Source organism: Actinomadura sp. RB99, from assembly GCF_014706005.1.
GTDB lineage: Bacteria > Actinomycetota > Actinomycetes > Streptosporangiales > Streptosporangiaceae > Spirillospora.
The window spans coordinates 41,810-57,385 of sequence record NZ_JABMCA010000040.1; the positions used below are offsets into that span (position 1 = coordinate 41,810).

Here is a 15,576-nt window from a genome sequence, read left to right on the forward strand (position 1 = left end):
CGTGAGCCGTCCCGCCGTCCACGCGCATCCCCACCCGGCCGGTGGAGGCGAGCGCAAGAGCCCGGTGCGGGCGCTGATGCCGCACGGGATCGTCCTGGCCGGGGCCGCCGCGGCGACGGCGCTGGTCGCGGTCGTCGACCCGAACCAGCCCGGCCACTACCCCACGTGCCCGTTCCTCGCCATGACCGGCTACTACTGCCCGGGCTGCGGCGCGATGCGGCTCGTCAACGCGCTCGCGCACGGGCACGTCGGCACCGCGTTCGGGTTCAACCCGCTGCTGTTCCTGCTGCTGCCCGTCCTCGGCTACCTGTACGTCCGCTGGACGGTGCTGAGCGTCCGGGGCCGGCCGATGTGGTCGGCGCTGTTCCGGCCGGTCGCGGTGTACTCCTTCGTCGGCGTCGTGGCCGTCTACTGGATCGTGCGGAACCTGCCGTTCGCGCACGCCCTGGCGCCCTGACCCGCGGGCGGCGCCGCGGACCGCGGGACCGCCGCGCCCCGCGGACGTCCCGGACCCCTCCCGGGTGCGAGGACCGTCGGCGGGGGCGGCTACGATCGGTGCACGGATCGACCTGAAATAGGGGGCCTACCACTTGAGCGTCTTGGACGAGATCATCGACGGCGTCCGGGCCGATCTCGCCGAACGGCAGCGGGAGGTGCCGCTCGGCGCGCTGAAGGAGAAGGCCGCCGCCGCCCCGGCCCCCCGCGACGCCCTCGGCGCGCTGCGCGGGCCCGGCGTGTCGGTCATCGCCGAGGTCAAGCGCAGCAGCCCGTCCAAGGGCGCGCTCGCCGCGATCGCCGACCCCGCCGCCCTCGCCCGCGACTACGAGGCCGGCGGCGCGAAGGTGATCAGCGTGCTGACCGAGCGGCGCCGCTTCGGCGGCAGCCTGCAGGACCTCGCGGACGTCCGCGCCAACGTCGACGTCTCCGTCCTGCGCAAGGACTTCATCGTCACCTCCTACCAGCTGTGGGAGGCGCGCGCGTACGGCGCCGACATGGCGCTGCTGATCGTCGCCGCGCTGGAGCAGGACGCGCTCGTGTCGCTGGTCGAGCGGGCCGAGTCGATCGGGCTGCTCCCGCTCGTCGAGGTGCACACCGAGGAGGAGGCCGCCCGCGCGGTGGACGCGGGCGCCAAGGTCATCGGCGTGAACGCGCGCGACCTGCGCACCCTGAAGGTCGACCGGGGCGTCTTCGCCCGCGTCGCGCCCGCGATCCCCAAGCCCGTCGTGAAGATCGCCGAGTCCGGCGTGCGGGGCCCGCACGACCTGCTCGCCTACGCCTCCAGCGGCGCGGACGCGGTGCTGGTGGGGGAGAGCCTGGTCATCGGCCGCGACCCGCGGACCGCGGTCGCCGACCTGGTCGCGGCCGGCGCGCACCCGGCGCTGCGGCAGAGCGGCTGACCGGTGCCGGCGGGAACTCGGTACGCTACGGTCATGCCCGCAGAGCCGCTCCACGAGCGATGGCGGGGCCTCGCCGCATCTCACTGAGACTGTCCGACGCAGGCCCCTTACGCATGACAGGACGCGTTTTCCCATGACCATCGACAGTGCGGCGCGCGCTGCCGCCGTGCCCGACGCCACCGGCCACTTCGGCCGCTTCGGCGGCCGGTTCGCCCCCGAGGCGCTGATGGCGGCCCTGGACGAGCTGACCCGCGAGTTCGAGACCGCCAAGAAGGACCCGGCCTTCACCGCCGAGCTGGACGACCTGCTCGCCAACTACGCGGGCCGGCCGAGCCTGCTGACCGAGGCGAAGCGGTTCGCCGAGCACGCGGGCGGCGCCCGCGTGCTGCTGAAGCGCGAGGACCTCAACCACACCGGCTCCCACAAGATCAACAACGTGCTCGGGCAGGCGCTGCTCACCCGGCGGATGGGCAAGACCCGGGTGATCGCCGAGACCGGCGCCGGCCAGCACGGCGTCGCGACCGCCACCGCCGCCGCCCTGCTCGGCCTCGACTGCACCGTCTACATGGGCGAGGTCGACACCGAGCGGCAGGCCCTCAACGTCGCGCGGATGCGGATGCTCGGCGCCGAGGTCGTCCCGGTGCGGACCGGCAGCCGCACCCTCAAGGACGCCTGCAACGAGGCGTTCCGCGACTGGGTCGCGAGCGTGGAGGACACGCACTACTGCATCGGCTCGGTGATGGGCCCGCACCCGTTCCCGATGATGGTCCGCGACTTCCAGCGGATCATCGGCGTGGAGGCGCGGCGGCAGTGCCTCGAGCTGACCGGCGCCCTGCCGGACGCGGTCGTCGCGTGCGTCGGCGGCGGCTCCAACGCCATCGGCATGTTCCACGCCTTCGTCCCCGACGAGTCCGTCCGGCTGTACGGGTTCGAGGCGGGCGGCGACGGCGTCGCGTCCGGCAAGCACGCCGCGACGCTCGTCGGCGGCTCCCTCGGCGTCATCCACGGCATGCGCACCTACCTGCTGCAGGACGACGACGGCCAGACCCTCGAGACCCACTCGATCTCCGCCGGCCTCGACTACCCCGGCGTCGGCCCCGAGCACTCCTGGCTGCACGACTCCGGCCGCGCCGAGTACCGCGAGATCACCGACGCCGAGGCGATGGAGGCGTTCTCGCTGCTGTGCCGCACCGAGGGCATCATCCCGGCGATCGAGTCCGCGCACGCGCTGGCCGGCGCGCTCAAGGTCGGCAGGGAGCTGGGCCCGGACGCCGTGATCGCGGTGTGCCTGTCCGGCCGCGGCGACAAGGACATGCACACGGCCGCGTCCTTCTTCGGCCTGATGCCCGAGGGAGAGGCGCAGTGACCGTCAAGGACGCCTACGACAAGGCCAAAGCCGAGAATCGCGCCGCGCTCGTCGGCTACCTGCCGGCCGGCTTCCCGTCCTTCGAGGGCGCGATCGAGGCCGCGAAGACCATGGTCGACGCCGGCTGCGACGTCATCGAGATCGGGCTGCCCTACACCGACCCGATGATGGACGGCCCCACCATCCAGGACGCCGTCCACCGGGCCCTCGTCGGGGGCGTCCGCGTCGCCGACGTGTTCCGCACCGTCGAGGCCGTCGCCGCCACCGGCGTCCCGACGCTGGTCATGACGTACTGGAACCCCGTGGACCGGCACGGCGTCGGCGCGTTCGCCCGCGACCTCGCCAGTGCCGGCGGCGCCGGGCTGATCACCCCCGACCTCACGCCCGAGGAGGGCGGCGAGTGGCTCGAGGCCGCCGACGAGCACGGCCTCGACCGGGTGTTCCTCGTCGCGCTCAGCTCCACCGACGCGCGCATCGAGGCCATCACCGCGCAGTGCCGCGGGTTCGTCTACGCGGCGTCGCTGATGGGCGTCACCGGCGCCCGCAACGCCGTCGACACCGGCGCGCCGCGGCTCGTCGAGCGCACCCGGGAGATCATCGGCCGGTCCGGCCGGGACCTGCCGGTCGGGCTCGGCCTCGGGGTCGGCAACGGCGCGCAGGCCGCCGAGGTCGCCGGCTTCGCCGACGGCGTGATCGTCGGCTCGGCGTTCATCCGCCGGCTGCTGGACGCCCCGGACCTCGCCACCGGCCTCGCCGGCGTCCGCGCCCTCACCGGGGAACTGGCCGAGGGCGTCCGCAAGGGCCGCTGAACCGCCCTCCGGAGAACGATCATCGAGAACGTCCGCGGAGACGGGTCCCGCCCGTCTCCGCGGACGTTTTACCTCGTTCCGGGAACTCCCCGTCACCGCCGTCCGGTTCATGCTTGAGACGGCCTCCCGCTCCCGTAAGGTGTTTTCGCCGGCGGAGGCCGTCCCGGAAGGATCCACGATGACGCAAGAGATGACGGCGCGGGAACGCGCGACGGCGGCGGCGCCCGTCCCGGCCGCGTGGTACCAGGCCCTCGCCTGGCTGCTGACCCTCGCCGGGCTCGGCATCTCCGTCTACCTGACGATCACGCACTACGACCAGGGCGCGCTGGTGTGCTCGGCCACCAGCACGGTGGACTGCCACGCGGTCACCACCAGCGAGTACTCCGAGCTCCTCGGCATCCCCATGCCGCTGTACGGGCTCGCGTTCTTCGTCGGGTTCGGAGCGCTGATCACCCCCTGGGCGCTGCGCTCGCCGTGGCCGCAGCTGCGCTGGGCGCGGCTGGCGGCGGTGTCGGTGGGCGTGCTCTTCGTCGTCTACCTGGTGACGGTCGAGCTGGCGGTGCTGCACAAGATCTGCCTGTGGTGCAGCGGGGTCCACGCCATCACTATCCTGCTCTTCGTTCTCGTTCTGTTCGACGAGTTCCGGCGGATCGGTCAGGTCGACTAGTCCCGCCGGACCCGCGCCGCACGCAGCACGCGCGGCCCCCATTCCTAGGAGTCCCAATGAGCAAGGCCGCACGGGAGCGGTCCGCGAGAGAGCGCCTGGCCGCCGAGCGGCGGCGGCAGGCGGCGCGGGCCAAGCAGCGGCGTCTGCTGTCCATCGTCATCGGGTCGGTGGTCGCGGTTGCGGTGATCGTGGTGGCGACCGTCCTCGTCATCGACCACAAGAACAAGAACGGCCGCGCCGAGGTCCACAAGGGCGCGCTGGCCCCCCTCAGCCGCCAGGCCGACGGCTCGATCGTGATGGCCAAGGCGGGCGTCACCAAGCCGGAGCTGGAGATCTTCGAGGACTTCCAGTGCCCGAACTGCAAGGAGTTCGAGAAGAACACCGGCTCGACCGTCGAGCAGCTCGCCGCCGAGGGCAAGGTGAAGGTCGTCTACCGGCCGTTCCACCTGTTCGGCAACAGCCCCGACCCGGTCAAGACGAACTCGCTGCGCTCCGCCGAGGCCGCGCTGTGCGTCCCCGCCGACAAGTGGATCTCCTACCACGACGCGCTGTTCCGCTTCCAGCCGGCCGAGGGCTCGAAGGGCTTCTCGCCGAAGGACCTGGTCAAGTGGGGCAAGGACATCGGGGTCTCCGACGCGAACTTCGAGAAGTGCGTCAAGGACGAGCAGAAGAAGTCCCAGGTCGACACGATGACCAACTACGCGCTGCAGACCCGCGGGGTCGACAGCACGCCGACGGTCTTCCTCGACGGGCGCAAGCTCGACACCAACGTCGTCTTCACCCCCGACGGCCTGAAGGCCGCGGTCACCGCCGCCGGCGGCGGCGCGGCCGGGAAGTGACCGTCCGCCACCCCGTCCATCGCGCCGTCCACCGCCCGAACAGCTGAACCCTCCGTGCGGCCTCACCGCGCGGGACGCCCCTCCCCACTACGCTCAGACGTGCTCGGTAACACATCGTCACGGCCGTTGGGGGATCGATGAGCAAGGCCGACAGGGAGCGTTCCGCGCGGGACCGGCTCGCGGAGGAGCGGCGGCGGACGGCGGCGCGGCAGCGGCGCAAGCGGCTGCTCGTGGTCGTGCTGGGCGCGGTGGCCGCGGCGGCCGTCGTGGTCGTCATCGTCGTCGTCGTGGTGGGGAACAACGGGGGCGGCGGCCCGTCCGCCGTGAAGTACACCGGCCCGATCGCGCCCGCGACCCGGCAGCAGGACGGCTCGGTCGCCATGGCCAACCCGGGCGTCACCACGCCCGTCCTGGACGTCTTCGAGGACTTCCAGTGCCCGGCCTGCAAGGCGATGGAGGCCCGCGTCGGCGGCACGATGAAGAAGCTCGCCGCCGAGGGCCGCGTCAAGGTCGTCTACCGGCCGTTCCAGCTGTTCCAGCAGGACCCGCTGATGTCCAACTCGCGGCGCGCCGCCAACGCCGCCGCCTGCATGCCCGCCGACCACTGGGTGAAGTACCACGACAAGCTGTACGACGAGCAGCCGCCCGAGGGCGACAAGGGCTTCGCCAACGCGGACCTGATCAAGTGGGCGGGGCAGCTCGGCGTCACCGACCCCTCGTTCGCCGCGTGCGTGAACGGCTCCCAGAAGATCGGCCAGGTCGACCAGGCCACCGCCTTCGCCGGCAAGGCGGGCGTGACCGCGACCCCGTACCTCGCGCTCAACGGCAAGCAGCTCGGCAACGACGCCCTCGCGTCTCCGGACGCCCTGCAGAAGACCATCACCAAGGCGGGCTCCGGCACCCCGCGGTCCGCCGGGGAGGCCCCCGGGCAGGGCTGAGGCGCGCCCCGCATGGTCTCGTACCGGTGTCCGTAGCGCGGCGATCGGCTGTCGGTGACGCGGACGTTTCCGTCCCATGCCGCCGGAGGCGGTAACGTCAACGGTCATGCACCCGGTCGCCTTCATCCCGAGCCCGTCGCAGGGCGTCTGGCACCTCGGACCCATCCCGCTCCGTGCCTACGCGATCATGATCATTCTCGGCATCGTCGCCGCGGTCTGGGTCGGCGAGCGACGCTGGGCGGCCAAGGGCGGCGCCCCCGGCACGATCATCGACGTGGCCGTCTGGGCGGTGCCGTTCGGCCTGGTCGGCGGCCGCCTCTACCACGTGGTCACGGACGCGCAGCGGTACTTCGGCAGCGGCGGCGACCCGGTCCGGGCCCTGGAGATCTGGAAGGGCGGCCTCGGGATCTGGGGCGCCATCGCGCTCGGCGCGGTCGGCGCGTACATCGGCTGCCGGCGGCGCGGCATCTCGATCCTCGCGCTCGCCGACGCCTGCGCGCCCGGGATCGTCCTCGCGCAGGCGATCGGCCGGTGGGGCAACTACTGGAACCAGGAGCTGTACGGCAAGCCGCTGCACACCTTCTGGGCCCTGAAGATCGACCCGAGCCACCGCCCGACGCTCGGCGACGGCCCCGCCCTGGACCCCAAGTACGAGAACATCGGCACCTACCACCCGACGTTCCTGTACGAGTCGCTGTGGTGCATCGGCGTCGCGATCCTGATCATCTGGGCCGACCGCCGCTACAAGCTCACCCACGGCCGGGCGTTCGCGCTGTACGTCGCCGCCTACACGGTGGGACGCGGCTGGATCGAGGCGCTGCGCATCGACGACGCGCACCACTTCCTCGGCCTGCGGCTGAACGACTACACCTCGATCGTGGTCTTCCTCTGCGCCGCCGCCTACCTGTACCTGGCGCGCAACAAGACCGGCCCCGAGGCCGTCGTCGGGAACGCGCCGGGGACCGCCGCACCGGCCGGTGACGCCGCGGTGGACGCGCCGGCCGGCGACGCGCCCGCGAAGGACGGGCCCGCGAAGGACCGGCCGGCGGATTACGCCGCCGAGGACGAGGACCCGAAGGCCGAGGAGGCCGGCGGAACGGCGGACGAGGCGGCCGCGGAGGCGGCCGGCCAGGACTCCGAGGAGCCCGCCCCGGACAAGGTCGAGTCCGAAAAGGCTGACTCCGAGAAGGCCGAGGCCGAGGAGGCCGAGCCCGCGTCCGCCGAGGGCGAGGCGGCGGAGCCGGATGACGCGGGCCGGTCCGCGGACGCCGTGGAGGACGCGCAGCCCGCCGAGGAGGCCCCCGCGGACGCCACCGGGACCTCGGAGGCGGAAGCGGCCCCCGAGGCGGCGGAGGAGCCCGCTGAGCGCCCGGAGGCGGCGGCGGAGCCCCGGCCGGAACCCGCGCCCGACCCGGCCTCCGCTCCGGAGCCCGAACCGGGACCCGGCGTCGCGGCCACCGTCGTGAGCAGGGAGAATGAACCGGACGGTGCCCCCGACGCTGCCGAGCGGGCAGGGAAGGGAGAGCCCGTCAAGGACGGGAAGTAGGACGACACGATGTCCGGTACGGGGGAGATGACCGGGGAGAAGTCCGGCCAGACACCGGAACTGCACCACCAGCACCGCGACGTCAGCGGCGGCTGGCTGCGGCCCGCGGTGTTCGGCGCGATGGACGGCCTGGTCTCCAACTTCGCGCTGATCGCCGGGATCGCGGGCGGCCACCAGGACCCGAAGATCGTGCTGCTGGCGGGCCTCGCGGGCCTGGCGGCGGGCGCGTTCTCGATGGCGGCGGGGGAGTACATCTCCGTCGCGTCCCAGTCGGAGCTGGCGCTCGCCGAGATCGAGATCGAGCGGCTGGAGCTGGCCCGCAACCCGGTGGCCGAGCAGCGCGAGCTGGCCGGGGTGTTCGAGGCGCGCGGCGTCGATCCGGAGACCGCCGCGGAGGTGGCGCGGCAGCTGTCGCGCAACCCCGAGGGGGCCCTGGAGGTGCACTCCAAGGAGGAGCTCGGGGTGTCCCCGGGGGACCTGCCGTCGCCGCTGCTGGCGGCGGGCTCGTCGTTCCTGTCGTTCGCGGTCGGGGCGCTGCTGCCGGTGCTGCCGTACCTGCTGGGCGCGTCCACGCTGTGGCCGGCGGCCGCGGTGGCGGCGCTGGGGCTGTTCGCCGCCGGCGCGCTGGTGTCGCGGGTGACGACGCGGGCGTGGTGGTTCGGCGGGGCGCGCCAGCTGCTGTTCGGCGCGGCGGCCGCCGCGATCACCTACGGCGTCGGCGCGCTCATCGGCACCAACGGGCTGTGATCCCGGCGGTCCCGGCGCGGTGCGAGCGCCCGCGGGCCGCCGGCCGCGCAACGAATGCGGATGAATCGCCCTTTTGGGCGCGGCGGGTGCGGCCGGACCGCTAAGCTCCGGGGCGTGATCGAGGCCCGTGACACTGGTTCCCCCGCGGCCGGACGCGACGGCGCAGGGAAGGACTTCTGGCCGGAGGACAAGCCCCGCCGGAACGTTCCGAACCCCAAGCTGCTGTACGGAGGGGCGGCCGCCGTGGTCGCCGTCGTCGTGATCGCGGTCGTCGCCGTGGTCGTCCTCGGCGGCGGAGGCGGCGACGACAAGCCCGCCGAGAAGGCGATGCCGACCGCCTACACGCCCGACTTCAGCGGCGACGGGTTCGCCAAGATCGCCCAGCGCACCGCCGACAGCCGTCCGATCACGGAGGGCGAGGCGTTCTCGGCGGACTCCAAGACCCTGAAGCAGGGCAAGTACACCCTGACGCTCGCCGCCTCCGACCTGACCTCGGACTGCAAGAGCGCGAGCTGGGGCGCGCGGCTGCAGGGCGATCTCGCCAAGTACGGCTGCTCCCAGGTGGTCCGCGCCGCCTACGTGAGCCCGGACAAGAAGTACGTCGGCCAGTTCATGGTCGTGAACCTGGCGAGCCAGGACGGCTCCGCGCAGGTGCTGCGCGACCTCGACCGGGCGACCGGCGCGGGATGGCTGACGCCGCTGCAGCCCAAGGGCGTCGCGACGTTCGGGCCGGGGTTCACCGCCGCCTACGCCAGCGTCTACGGGCACTACGCCATGGTGACGTGGGTGGAGCGCGCGGGCGGGGCGCGCCCCGACTCGCTGAACGAGATGATCGACGTCAGCCTGGTCGTCGAGAACGCCGGGGACTTCCTCTACCAGCGGCTCGACCTGGCCGGGAACGGGGCGTCGTAGCGTGCGCCCCGGGCCGCAGTAGTCCCCGCCGCCGTGGAACCCGATGACCGCGGCCGCTCTGGCGGCCGCCCGAGGCGCGCGCCGGCGAGCCGCTCAGGCCGCCGGCAGCCCGCCCCGCGCAGGGGCCAGGGCCGGACGGGCGGGCCCCGCCGGATCGGCTCGCCGCGCGACGGCGGCGCCCGGCAGGAACGTTCCGGAGGCCGCCGCCGAGGCGCCCAGGGCCACGCCGGTCCTCCCGAGCAGCCGCCCGCCGAGCAGCCCTACGCGGACGAGCCGTACGCGGATCAGCCTTACGGGGATCAGCCCTACGCCGACCCGGCCTACGCGGATCAGCCCTATACGGATCCGGCCTATGCGCAGCAAGCGTCCTACGAGGAACCGCCCTACGTAGAGCAGGGCTACCCCGAGGGCGACCCCTACCAGGGGGATCCCGCGTACCAGGACGTCCCCCACGGCGCCGAGGCTCCCGTGCGGGACGAGACGCCGGACGCCCCGTCCAGACCTGGCAGGCCCAAGAAGGCCCGGCGCCCCGGCGGGCCCGGAAGGACCGGCAGGCCCGGCAGGACCGGGATGTCGCGCCGCCGGGGCACGGCGGGCGGCAAGGGCACCGGGGGCGCCAAGGGCGCGGGGGGCGGGAAGGCCGCTCCCGGCGCGAAGCTCTACTTCGGTGCCGCCGCGGGCCTCGCCGTGCTGGTGGTGATCGGGCTGATCGCGGCCGTGGCGTTGAGCGGCGGCGGCGACGGCGGCGAGGGCGGCGACGGCGCGGCCGGCGGCGCGCCCGGCAAGCCGGCGGGCACGGCGGCGGGCAACGGCAGTTCGCCCGAGTCCTATTCGAGTTCGCCGTCGTCCTCCGCGTACGCGGGCATCGCGTCCCGGAAGACCGACGCCAAGCCGCTGACGAGCGGGGAGGCGTTCCCGTCGTCGTCCGCGAAGCTGACGGTGGACGGCACGAAGCTGCGGCTCACGATGGAGGCCAAGAAGCTCGACGGCGACTGCACCGCCGCGGTGTGGGGGCAGTCGGTGGCCGCCGATCTCGCGCGCGGCGGCTGCACACAGGCCGCGCGGGACATCTACGCCGACAGCCGGCACGGGTACGGGCTGGCCGTCGCGGTGTTCAACCTGGCGTCCTCGGCGGACGCCGACCGGTTCGTCGGCCTGCTGGACCACACGCTCGGCGGCGGGTTCGTGGTGCCGCTGCCGGCGCCCGCGCCGCTGGACCGGTTCGGGCAGGGCTTCGGGATGGCGCGGGGCCTGGCGATGGGCCACTACGCGGTGGTGTCGTGGGCGCAGCGCCTGGACGGCAAGGGCGACGCGTCGGACGGCAACCTGCTGTCGCTGCTGATCGAGGGCGGGAAGGCGCCGTCGGTGCTGGGCCGCGCCGCCGCCGCCTCCCACTGAGCCGCGCCGCCGCGTCCCACTGGGCGGCCGCGCCACCGAGCCGCGGCGTCCCACTGAGCGGGAGCCGCGGCGCCGCGCCGGCCGCGCCGGCCGCGCCCGGGAATCCTCCGGATACCCGCGCGTGTTTCAGCCGTGTTGCGTTCTCCGCTCCGTAAACCTCCCCGCCCGGTGATGATCCTCACCAGGTCAGGGCGTTATGCAACTTTCACGACCCGGTAGCCTGGTCTAAACCACTCGGAGATGACGCGCAGCCGATCGCCCCGGAGAAGTTTCGCGATCTGGTCCAGTCGGGCATGATCCCGGCAGTGATGTAATGTCATCTCACCGCAGCAGGGCCAACGTCGTCCCGGACTGCACTGACACGAAGCAGTGACACACCGACGACGACGGGAGGGTTGATGGCTGCTGCTGCCCTCACACCGGGCCGCCCCGGACCCCAGGGGCTCTACGACCCGGCGAACGAGCACGACGCCTGCGGCGTCGGCATGGTGGCCGACCTGCACGGCCGCAAGAGCCACGACATCGTCCAGAACGCCCTGACCGTCCTGAAGAACCTGGACCACCGCGGGGCCGTGGGCGCGGAGCCGGACGACGGCGACGGCGTCGGCATCCTCGTCCAGATCCCGGACGCGTTCTTCCGCGAGGAGTGCGGCTTCGCGCTGCCCGAGGCCGGCGCCTACGCGGCCGGCATCGCGTTCCTCCCCGCGGACGCCGAGGAGCGCGCCGCCGCGGTCGCGCACATCGAGACGCTGTGCGCCGAGGAGCACCTGACGGTGCTCGGCTGGCGCGAGCTCCCGCACGACCCCGCGTTCACCGGCCCGGCCGCCCGCCGGGTCATGCCGCACTTCGCGCAGCTGTTCGTCGCGCCCGCCGCCGGCGGCCCGCACGCGGGCAAGACCGGCCTGGAGCTGGACCGCGCCGTGTTCTGCATGCGCGAGCGCGCCGAGCAGGACGTCCGGGTGTACTTCCCGAGCCTGTCCAGCCGGACGATCGTCTACAAGGGGATGCTGACGACCCCGCAGCTGGAGCCGTTCTTCCCCGACCTGTCGGACCGCCGGTTCAGCAGCGCGATCGCGCTGGTGCACTCGCGGTTCTCGACCAACACGTTCCCGGCGTGGGAGCTGGCGCACCCGTACCGGTTCATCGCGCACAACGGCGAGATCAACACCGTCCGGGGCAACCGGAACTGGATGCGGGCCCGCGAGGCGCTGCTGAAGTCCGACCTGATCCCCGGCGACATCTCCCGGATCTTCCCGGTGATCGACATCGAGGCGTCCGACACCGCCTCGTTCGACGAGTGCCTGGAGCTGCTGCACCTCGGCGGCCGGTCGCTGCCGCACGCGGTGCTGATGATGATCCCTGAGGCGTGGGAGAACCACGCCGAGATGGACGCCGAGCGCCGCGCGTTCTACGAGTTCCACTCCACCCTGATGGAGGCGTGGGACGGCCCCGCCAGCGTCAGCTTCACCGACGGCACCGTCGTCGGCGCGGTGCTGGACCGCAACGGGCTGCGCCCCGGCCGCTACTGGGTGACCGACGACGGCCTGGTCGTGCTGGCCAGCGAGGCCGGCGTGCTCGACATCCCGGCCGACAAGGTGGTCCGCAAGGGCCGCCTGCAGCCCGGCAAGATCTTCCTGGTCGACACCGAGGCCGGGCGGATCGTCGAGGACGACGAGGTCAAGGCGGAGTTGGCCGCCGAGCACCCGTACGCGCAGTGGCTGCACGAGGGCCTGGTCCGGTTCGAGGAGCTGCCGCAGCGCGAGCGGGAGATCCCGACGCACGACACCCTCGTCAAGCGGCAGCAGACCTTCGGGTACACCCTGGAGGAGCAGCGGATCATCCTCGGCCCGATGGCGCGGACCGGCGCCGAGCCGATCGGGTCGATGGGCACCGACACCCCGATCGCGGTGCTGTCGGAGCGCCCGCGGCTGCTGTTCGACTACTTCAAGCAGCTGTTCGCGCAGGTCACGAACCCGCCGCTGGACGCCATCCGCGAGGAGCTCGTCACCTCGCTGCAGTCCACGCTCGGCCCGGAGGGCAACCTCCTGGAGCCCGGCCCGGACTCGTGCCGGCGGCTCGTGCTGCCCACCCCGATCCTGGACAACGACGAGCTCTCCAAGATCATCCACATCGACGACGAGGGGTCCCTGCCGCACCTGCAGGCCCACGTCGTGCACGGCCTGTACGAGGTCGCCGGCGGCGGCGAGGCCCTGGAGACCCGCCTCGAGGAGATCAACTCCGAGGTGAGCCGGGCCATCGAGGCCGGCGCGCGGATCATCGTGCTGTCGGACCGCGGCGCCGACTCGGCCCGCGCCGCGATCCCGGCGCTGCTGCTCACCGGCTCCGTCCACCACCACCTGATCCGGGAGAAGACCCGCACCAAGGTCGGCCTGGTGATCGAGACCGGCGAGGCCCGCGAGTGCCACCACATGGCGCTGCTCATCGGGTACGGCGCGTCCGCGATCAACCCGTACCTGGCGATCGAGACCGTCGAGGACATGATCCGCGGCGGCGGCCTGCCCGGCGTCGAGGCCGGCAAGGCCGTGCGGAACCTCGTGAAGGCGTACGGCAAGGGCGTCCTGAAGATCATGTCGAAGATGGGCGTGTCCACGGTCGCGTCCTACACCGGCGCGCAGATCTTCGAGGCGATCGGGCTCGGCGAGCGGGTCGTGTCCCGCTGCTTCACCGGCACCACCTCCCGGCTCGGCGGCGTCGGCTTCGACGTGCTGGCCCGCGAGGTCGCCGAGCGGCACGCCCGCGCCTACCCGCCGGGCGGGAACGAGGCCGCGCACCGCACGCTGGAGATCGGCGGCGAGTACCAGTGGCGCCGCGAGGGCGAGCCGCACCTGTTCAACCCGGACACGGTGTTCAAGCTGCAGCACGCCACCCGCACCCGCCGCTACGAGATCTTCAAGGAGTACACCTCCAAGGTCGACTCGCAGTCGCAGAAGCTGATGACCCTGCGCGGGCTGTTCAAGCTCAAGGAGGGCGCGCGGCCGCCGGTGCCGATCGAGGAGGTCGAACCGGTATCGGAGATCGTCAAGCGGTTCTCCACCGGCGCGATGTCGTACGGCTCCATCTCCGCGGAGGCGCACGAGACCCTCGCGATCGCGATGAACCGGCTCGGCGGCAAGTCCAACACCGGCGAGGGCGGCGAGGACCCGGTCCGGTTCACCCCGGACGCCAACGGCGACCTGCGCCGCAGCGCGATCAAGCAGGTCGCGTCCGGCCGGTTCGGCGTGACGTCGGAGTACCTCACCAACGCCGACGACATCCAGATCAAGATGGCGCAGGGCGCCAAGCCCGGCGAGGGCGGGCAGCTGCCCGGCCACAAGGTGTACCCGTGGATCGCCAAGACCCGGCACTCCACGCCCGGCGTCGGCCTCATCTCGCCGCCGCCGCACCACGACATCTACTCGATCGAGGACCTCGCCCAGCTCATCCACGACCTGAAGAACGCCAACCCGGCGGCGCGCGTGCACGTCAAGCTCGTCGCCGAGGTCGGGGTCGGCACGGTCGCGGCCGGGGTGTCCAAGGCGCACGCCGACGTGGTGCTGATCTCCGGGCACGACGGCGGCACCGGCGCGTCCCCGCTGACGTCGCTGAAGCACGCCGGCGCGCCCTGGGAGCTCGGCCTCGCCGAGACCCAGCAGACGCTGATGCTGAACGGCCTGCGCGACCGCATCGTCGTGCAGACCGACGGGCAGATGAAGACCGGCCGGGACGTCGTCATCGCCGCGCTCCTCGGCGCCGAGGAGTACGGCTTCGCGACCGCGCCGCTCGTGGTGTCGGGCTGCATCATGATGCGGGTCTGCCACCTCGACACCTGCCCGGTCGGCGTCGCCACCCAGAACCCGGTGCTGCGCGAGCGGTTCTCCGGCAAGCCGGAGTTCGTGGTGAACTTCTTCGAGTTCATCGCCGAGGAGGTCCGCGAGTACCTCGCCGCCCTCGGGTTCCGGACGCTGGACGAGGCGATCGGGCACGTCGACATGATCGACACCCGGGAGGCCATCGAGCACTGGAAGGCGTCCGGGCTGGACCTCGCGCCGGTGCTGCACGCGCCCGAGACCCCGTACGGGGACGCGCCGCGCCGCGTCGCCGCGCAGGACCACGGGCTGGAGAAGGCGCTCGACAACACCCTCATCCAGCTCGCCGAGGGCGCCCTCGCGTACGGCGACAAGGTCACCCTCGACCTGCCGATCCGCAACGTCAACCGGACGGTCGGCACCATGCTCGGCCACGAGGTGACCAAGAAGTGGGGCGGCGCGGGCCTGCCCGACGGCACCGTCGACGTCACCTTCACCGGCTCCGCCGGCAACTCGTTCGGCGCGTTCGTCCCGCGCGGCATCACGCTGCGGCTGGTCGGCGACGCCAACGACTACGTCGGCAAGGGCCTGTCCGGCGGGCGGCTCACGCTGCGTCCCCCCGCGGACGCCGCGTTCGCCGCCGAGGAGCAGATCATCGGCGGCAACGTGATCCTGTACGGCGCCACCTCGGGCGAGCTGTTCGCCCGCGGCGTCGTCGGGGAGCGGTTCTGCGTCCGCAACTCCGGCGCCACCGCCGTCGTCGAGGGCGTCGGCGACCACGCCTGCGAGTACATGACCGGCGGCCGCGCCGTCATCCTCGGCCGCACCGGACGCAACATCGCGGCCGGAATGTCCGGCGGCATCGCCTACGTTCTGGACCTGGTGGCCGACCGCGTCAACCGCGAGATGGTCGACCTGGAACCCCTGGACGAGGGCGACGAGGCGTTCGTCAAGGGCCTGGTCGAACGGCACCTCGCCGAGACCGGCTCGGCGGTCGCCGAGCGGCTGCTCGCGGACTGGAACGCCGCCGCGACCCGCTTCACCAAGATCATGCCGCGCGACTACCGGCGCGTCCTGGAGGCGATGGCCGAGGCCGAGGCGCAGGGACGCGACGTCGACGAGGCCGTCATGGCCGCGGCCCAGGGCTGAGA

12 protein-coding genes are annotated in these 15,576 nt (G+C 72.9%); all 12 read left to right on the plus strand.

What is annotated here, in order from left to right; genetic code table 11:
- Position 1 precedes the first annotated feature (1 nt).
- Complete coding sequence (locus tag amrb99_RS30000; protein ID WP_347256921.1) at positions 2-457, plus strand: DUF2752 domain-containing protein; 456 nt, start codon at positions 2-4, stop codon at positions 455-457.
- Positions 458-590: 133 nt separating this feature from the next.
- Positions 591-1,397 (plus strand): indole-3-glycerol phosphate synthase TrpC, encoded by an 807-nt coding sequence (gene trpC / locus amrb99_RS30005; RefSeq protein ID WP_190862358.1) that lies wholly within the window; start codon positions 591-593, stop codon positions 1,395-1,397.
- A 133-nt stretch (positions 1,398-1,530) separates the two neighbouring features.
- Positions 1,531-2,763: a tryptophan synthase subunit beta gene (trpB, locus tag amrb99_RS30010; RefSeq protein ID WP_190862360.1), complete on the plus strand. Its 1,233-nt coding sequence runs from the start codon at positions 1,531-1,533 to the stop codon at positions 2,761-2,763.
- Positions 2,760-3,572, plus strand: a complete 813-nt coding sequence (gene trpA / locus amrb99_RS30015) for a tryptophan synthase subunit alpha (protein WP_190862362.1) — start codon at positions 2,760-2,762, stop codon at positions 3,570-3,572. The genes trpB and trpA overlap by 4 nt, the downstream gene beginning before the upstream one ends.
- 178 nt (positions 3,573-3,750) lie before the next feature.
- Positions 3,751-4,239: a vitamin K epoxide reductase family protein gene (locus amrb99_RS30020; protein ID WP_190862364.1), complete on the plus strand. Its 489-nt coding sequence runs from the start codon at positions 3,751-3,753 to the stop codon at positions 4,237-4,239.
- A gap of 56 nt (positions 4,240-4,295) precedes the next feature.
- Entirely contained in the window at positions 4,296-5,078 is a 783-nt protein-coding gene (locus amrb99_RS30025) for a thioredoxin domain-containing protein (RefSeq protein WP_190862366.1), read from the plus strand.
- A gap of 137 nt (positions 5,079-5,215) precedes the next feature.
- Positions 5,216-6,016 (plus strand): thioredoxin domain-containing protein, encoded by an 801-nt coding sequence (locus amrb99_RS30030; protein ID WP_190862369.1) that lies wholly within the window; start codon positions 5,216-5,218, stop codon positions 6,014-6,016.
- A 106-nt stretch (positions 6,017-6,122) separates the two neighbouring features.
- Positions 6,123-7,562 (plus strand): prolipoprotein diacylglyceryl transferase, encoded by a 1,440-nt coding sequence (gene lgt, locus amrb99_RS30035; RefSeq protein ID WP_190862371.1) that lies wholly within the window; start codon positions 6,123-6,125, stop codon positions 7,560-7,562.
- 9 nt (positions 7,563-7,571) lie between these two features.
- On the plus strand, positions 7,572-8,309 hold the full coding sequence (locus tag amrb99_RS30040; RefSeq protein WP_241756067.1) for a VIT1/CCC1 transporter family protein: 738 nt from the start codon (positions 7,572-7,574) through the stop codon (positions 8,307-8,309).
- A 114-nt stretch (positions 8,310-8,423) separates the two neighbouring features.
- The gene (locus amrb99_RS30045) at positions 8,424-9,221 is read left to right on the plus strand and encodes a hypothetical protein (protein WP_190862373.1); all 798 of its coding nucleotides are present in this window, start codon (positions 8,424-8,426) and stop codon (positions 9,219-9,221) included.
- A gap of 33 nt (positions 9,222-9,254) precedes the next feature.
- Entirely contained in the window at positions 9,255-10,619 is a 1,365-nt protein-coding gene (locus tag amrb99_RS30050) for a hypothetical protein (protein WP_190862375.1), read from the plus strand.
- A gap of 398 nt (positions 10,620-11,017) precedes the next feature.
- Positions 11,018-15,574 (plus strand): glutamate synthase large subunit, encoded by a 4,557-nt coding sequence (gene gltB, locus amrb99_RS30055; RefSeq protein WP_190862377.1) that lies wholly within the window; start codon positions 11,018-11,020, stop codon positions 15,572-15,574.
- Positions 15,575-15,576 lie beyond the last annotated feature (2 nt).

What these genes read in the sequence shown, in the direction of transcription:
- trpB (WP_190862360.1), top strand. Translation starts at nt 1,531, where the DNA reads ATGACCATCGACAGTGCGGCGCGCGCTGCCGCCGTGCCCGACGCCACC.
- amrb99_RS30020 (WP_190862364.1), top strand. Translation starts at nt 3,751, where the DNA reads ATGACGCAAGAGATGACGGCGCGGGAACGCGCGACGGCGGCGGCGCCC.
- amrb99_RS30025 (WP_190862366.1), top strand. Translation starts at nt 4,296, where the DNA reads ATGAGCAAGGCCGCACGGGAGCGGTCCGCGAGAGAGCGCCTGGCCGCC.
- amrb99_RS30030 (WP_190862369.1), top strand. Translation starts at nt 5,216, where the DNA reads ATGAGCAAGGCCGACAGGGAGCGTTCCGCGCGGGACCGGCTCGCGGAG.
- lgt (WP_190862371.1), top strand. Translation starts at nt 6,123, where the DNA reads ATGCACCCGGTCGCCTTCATCCCGAGCCCGTCGCAGGGCGTCTGGCAC.
- amrb99_RS30040 (WP_241756067.1), top strand. Translation starts at nt 7,572, where the DNA reads ATGTCCGGTACGGGGGAGATGACCGGGGAGAAGTCCGGCCAGACACCG.
- gltB (WP_190862377.1), top strand. Translation starts at nt 11,018, where the DNA reads ATGGCTGCTGCTGCCCTCACACCGGGCCGCCCCGGACCCCAGGGGCTC.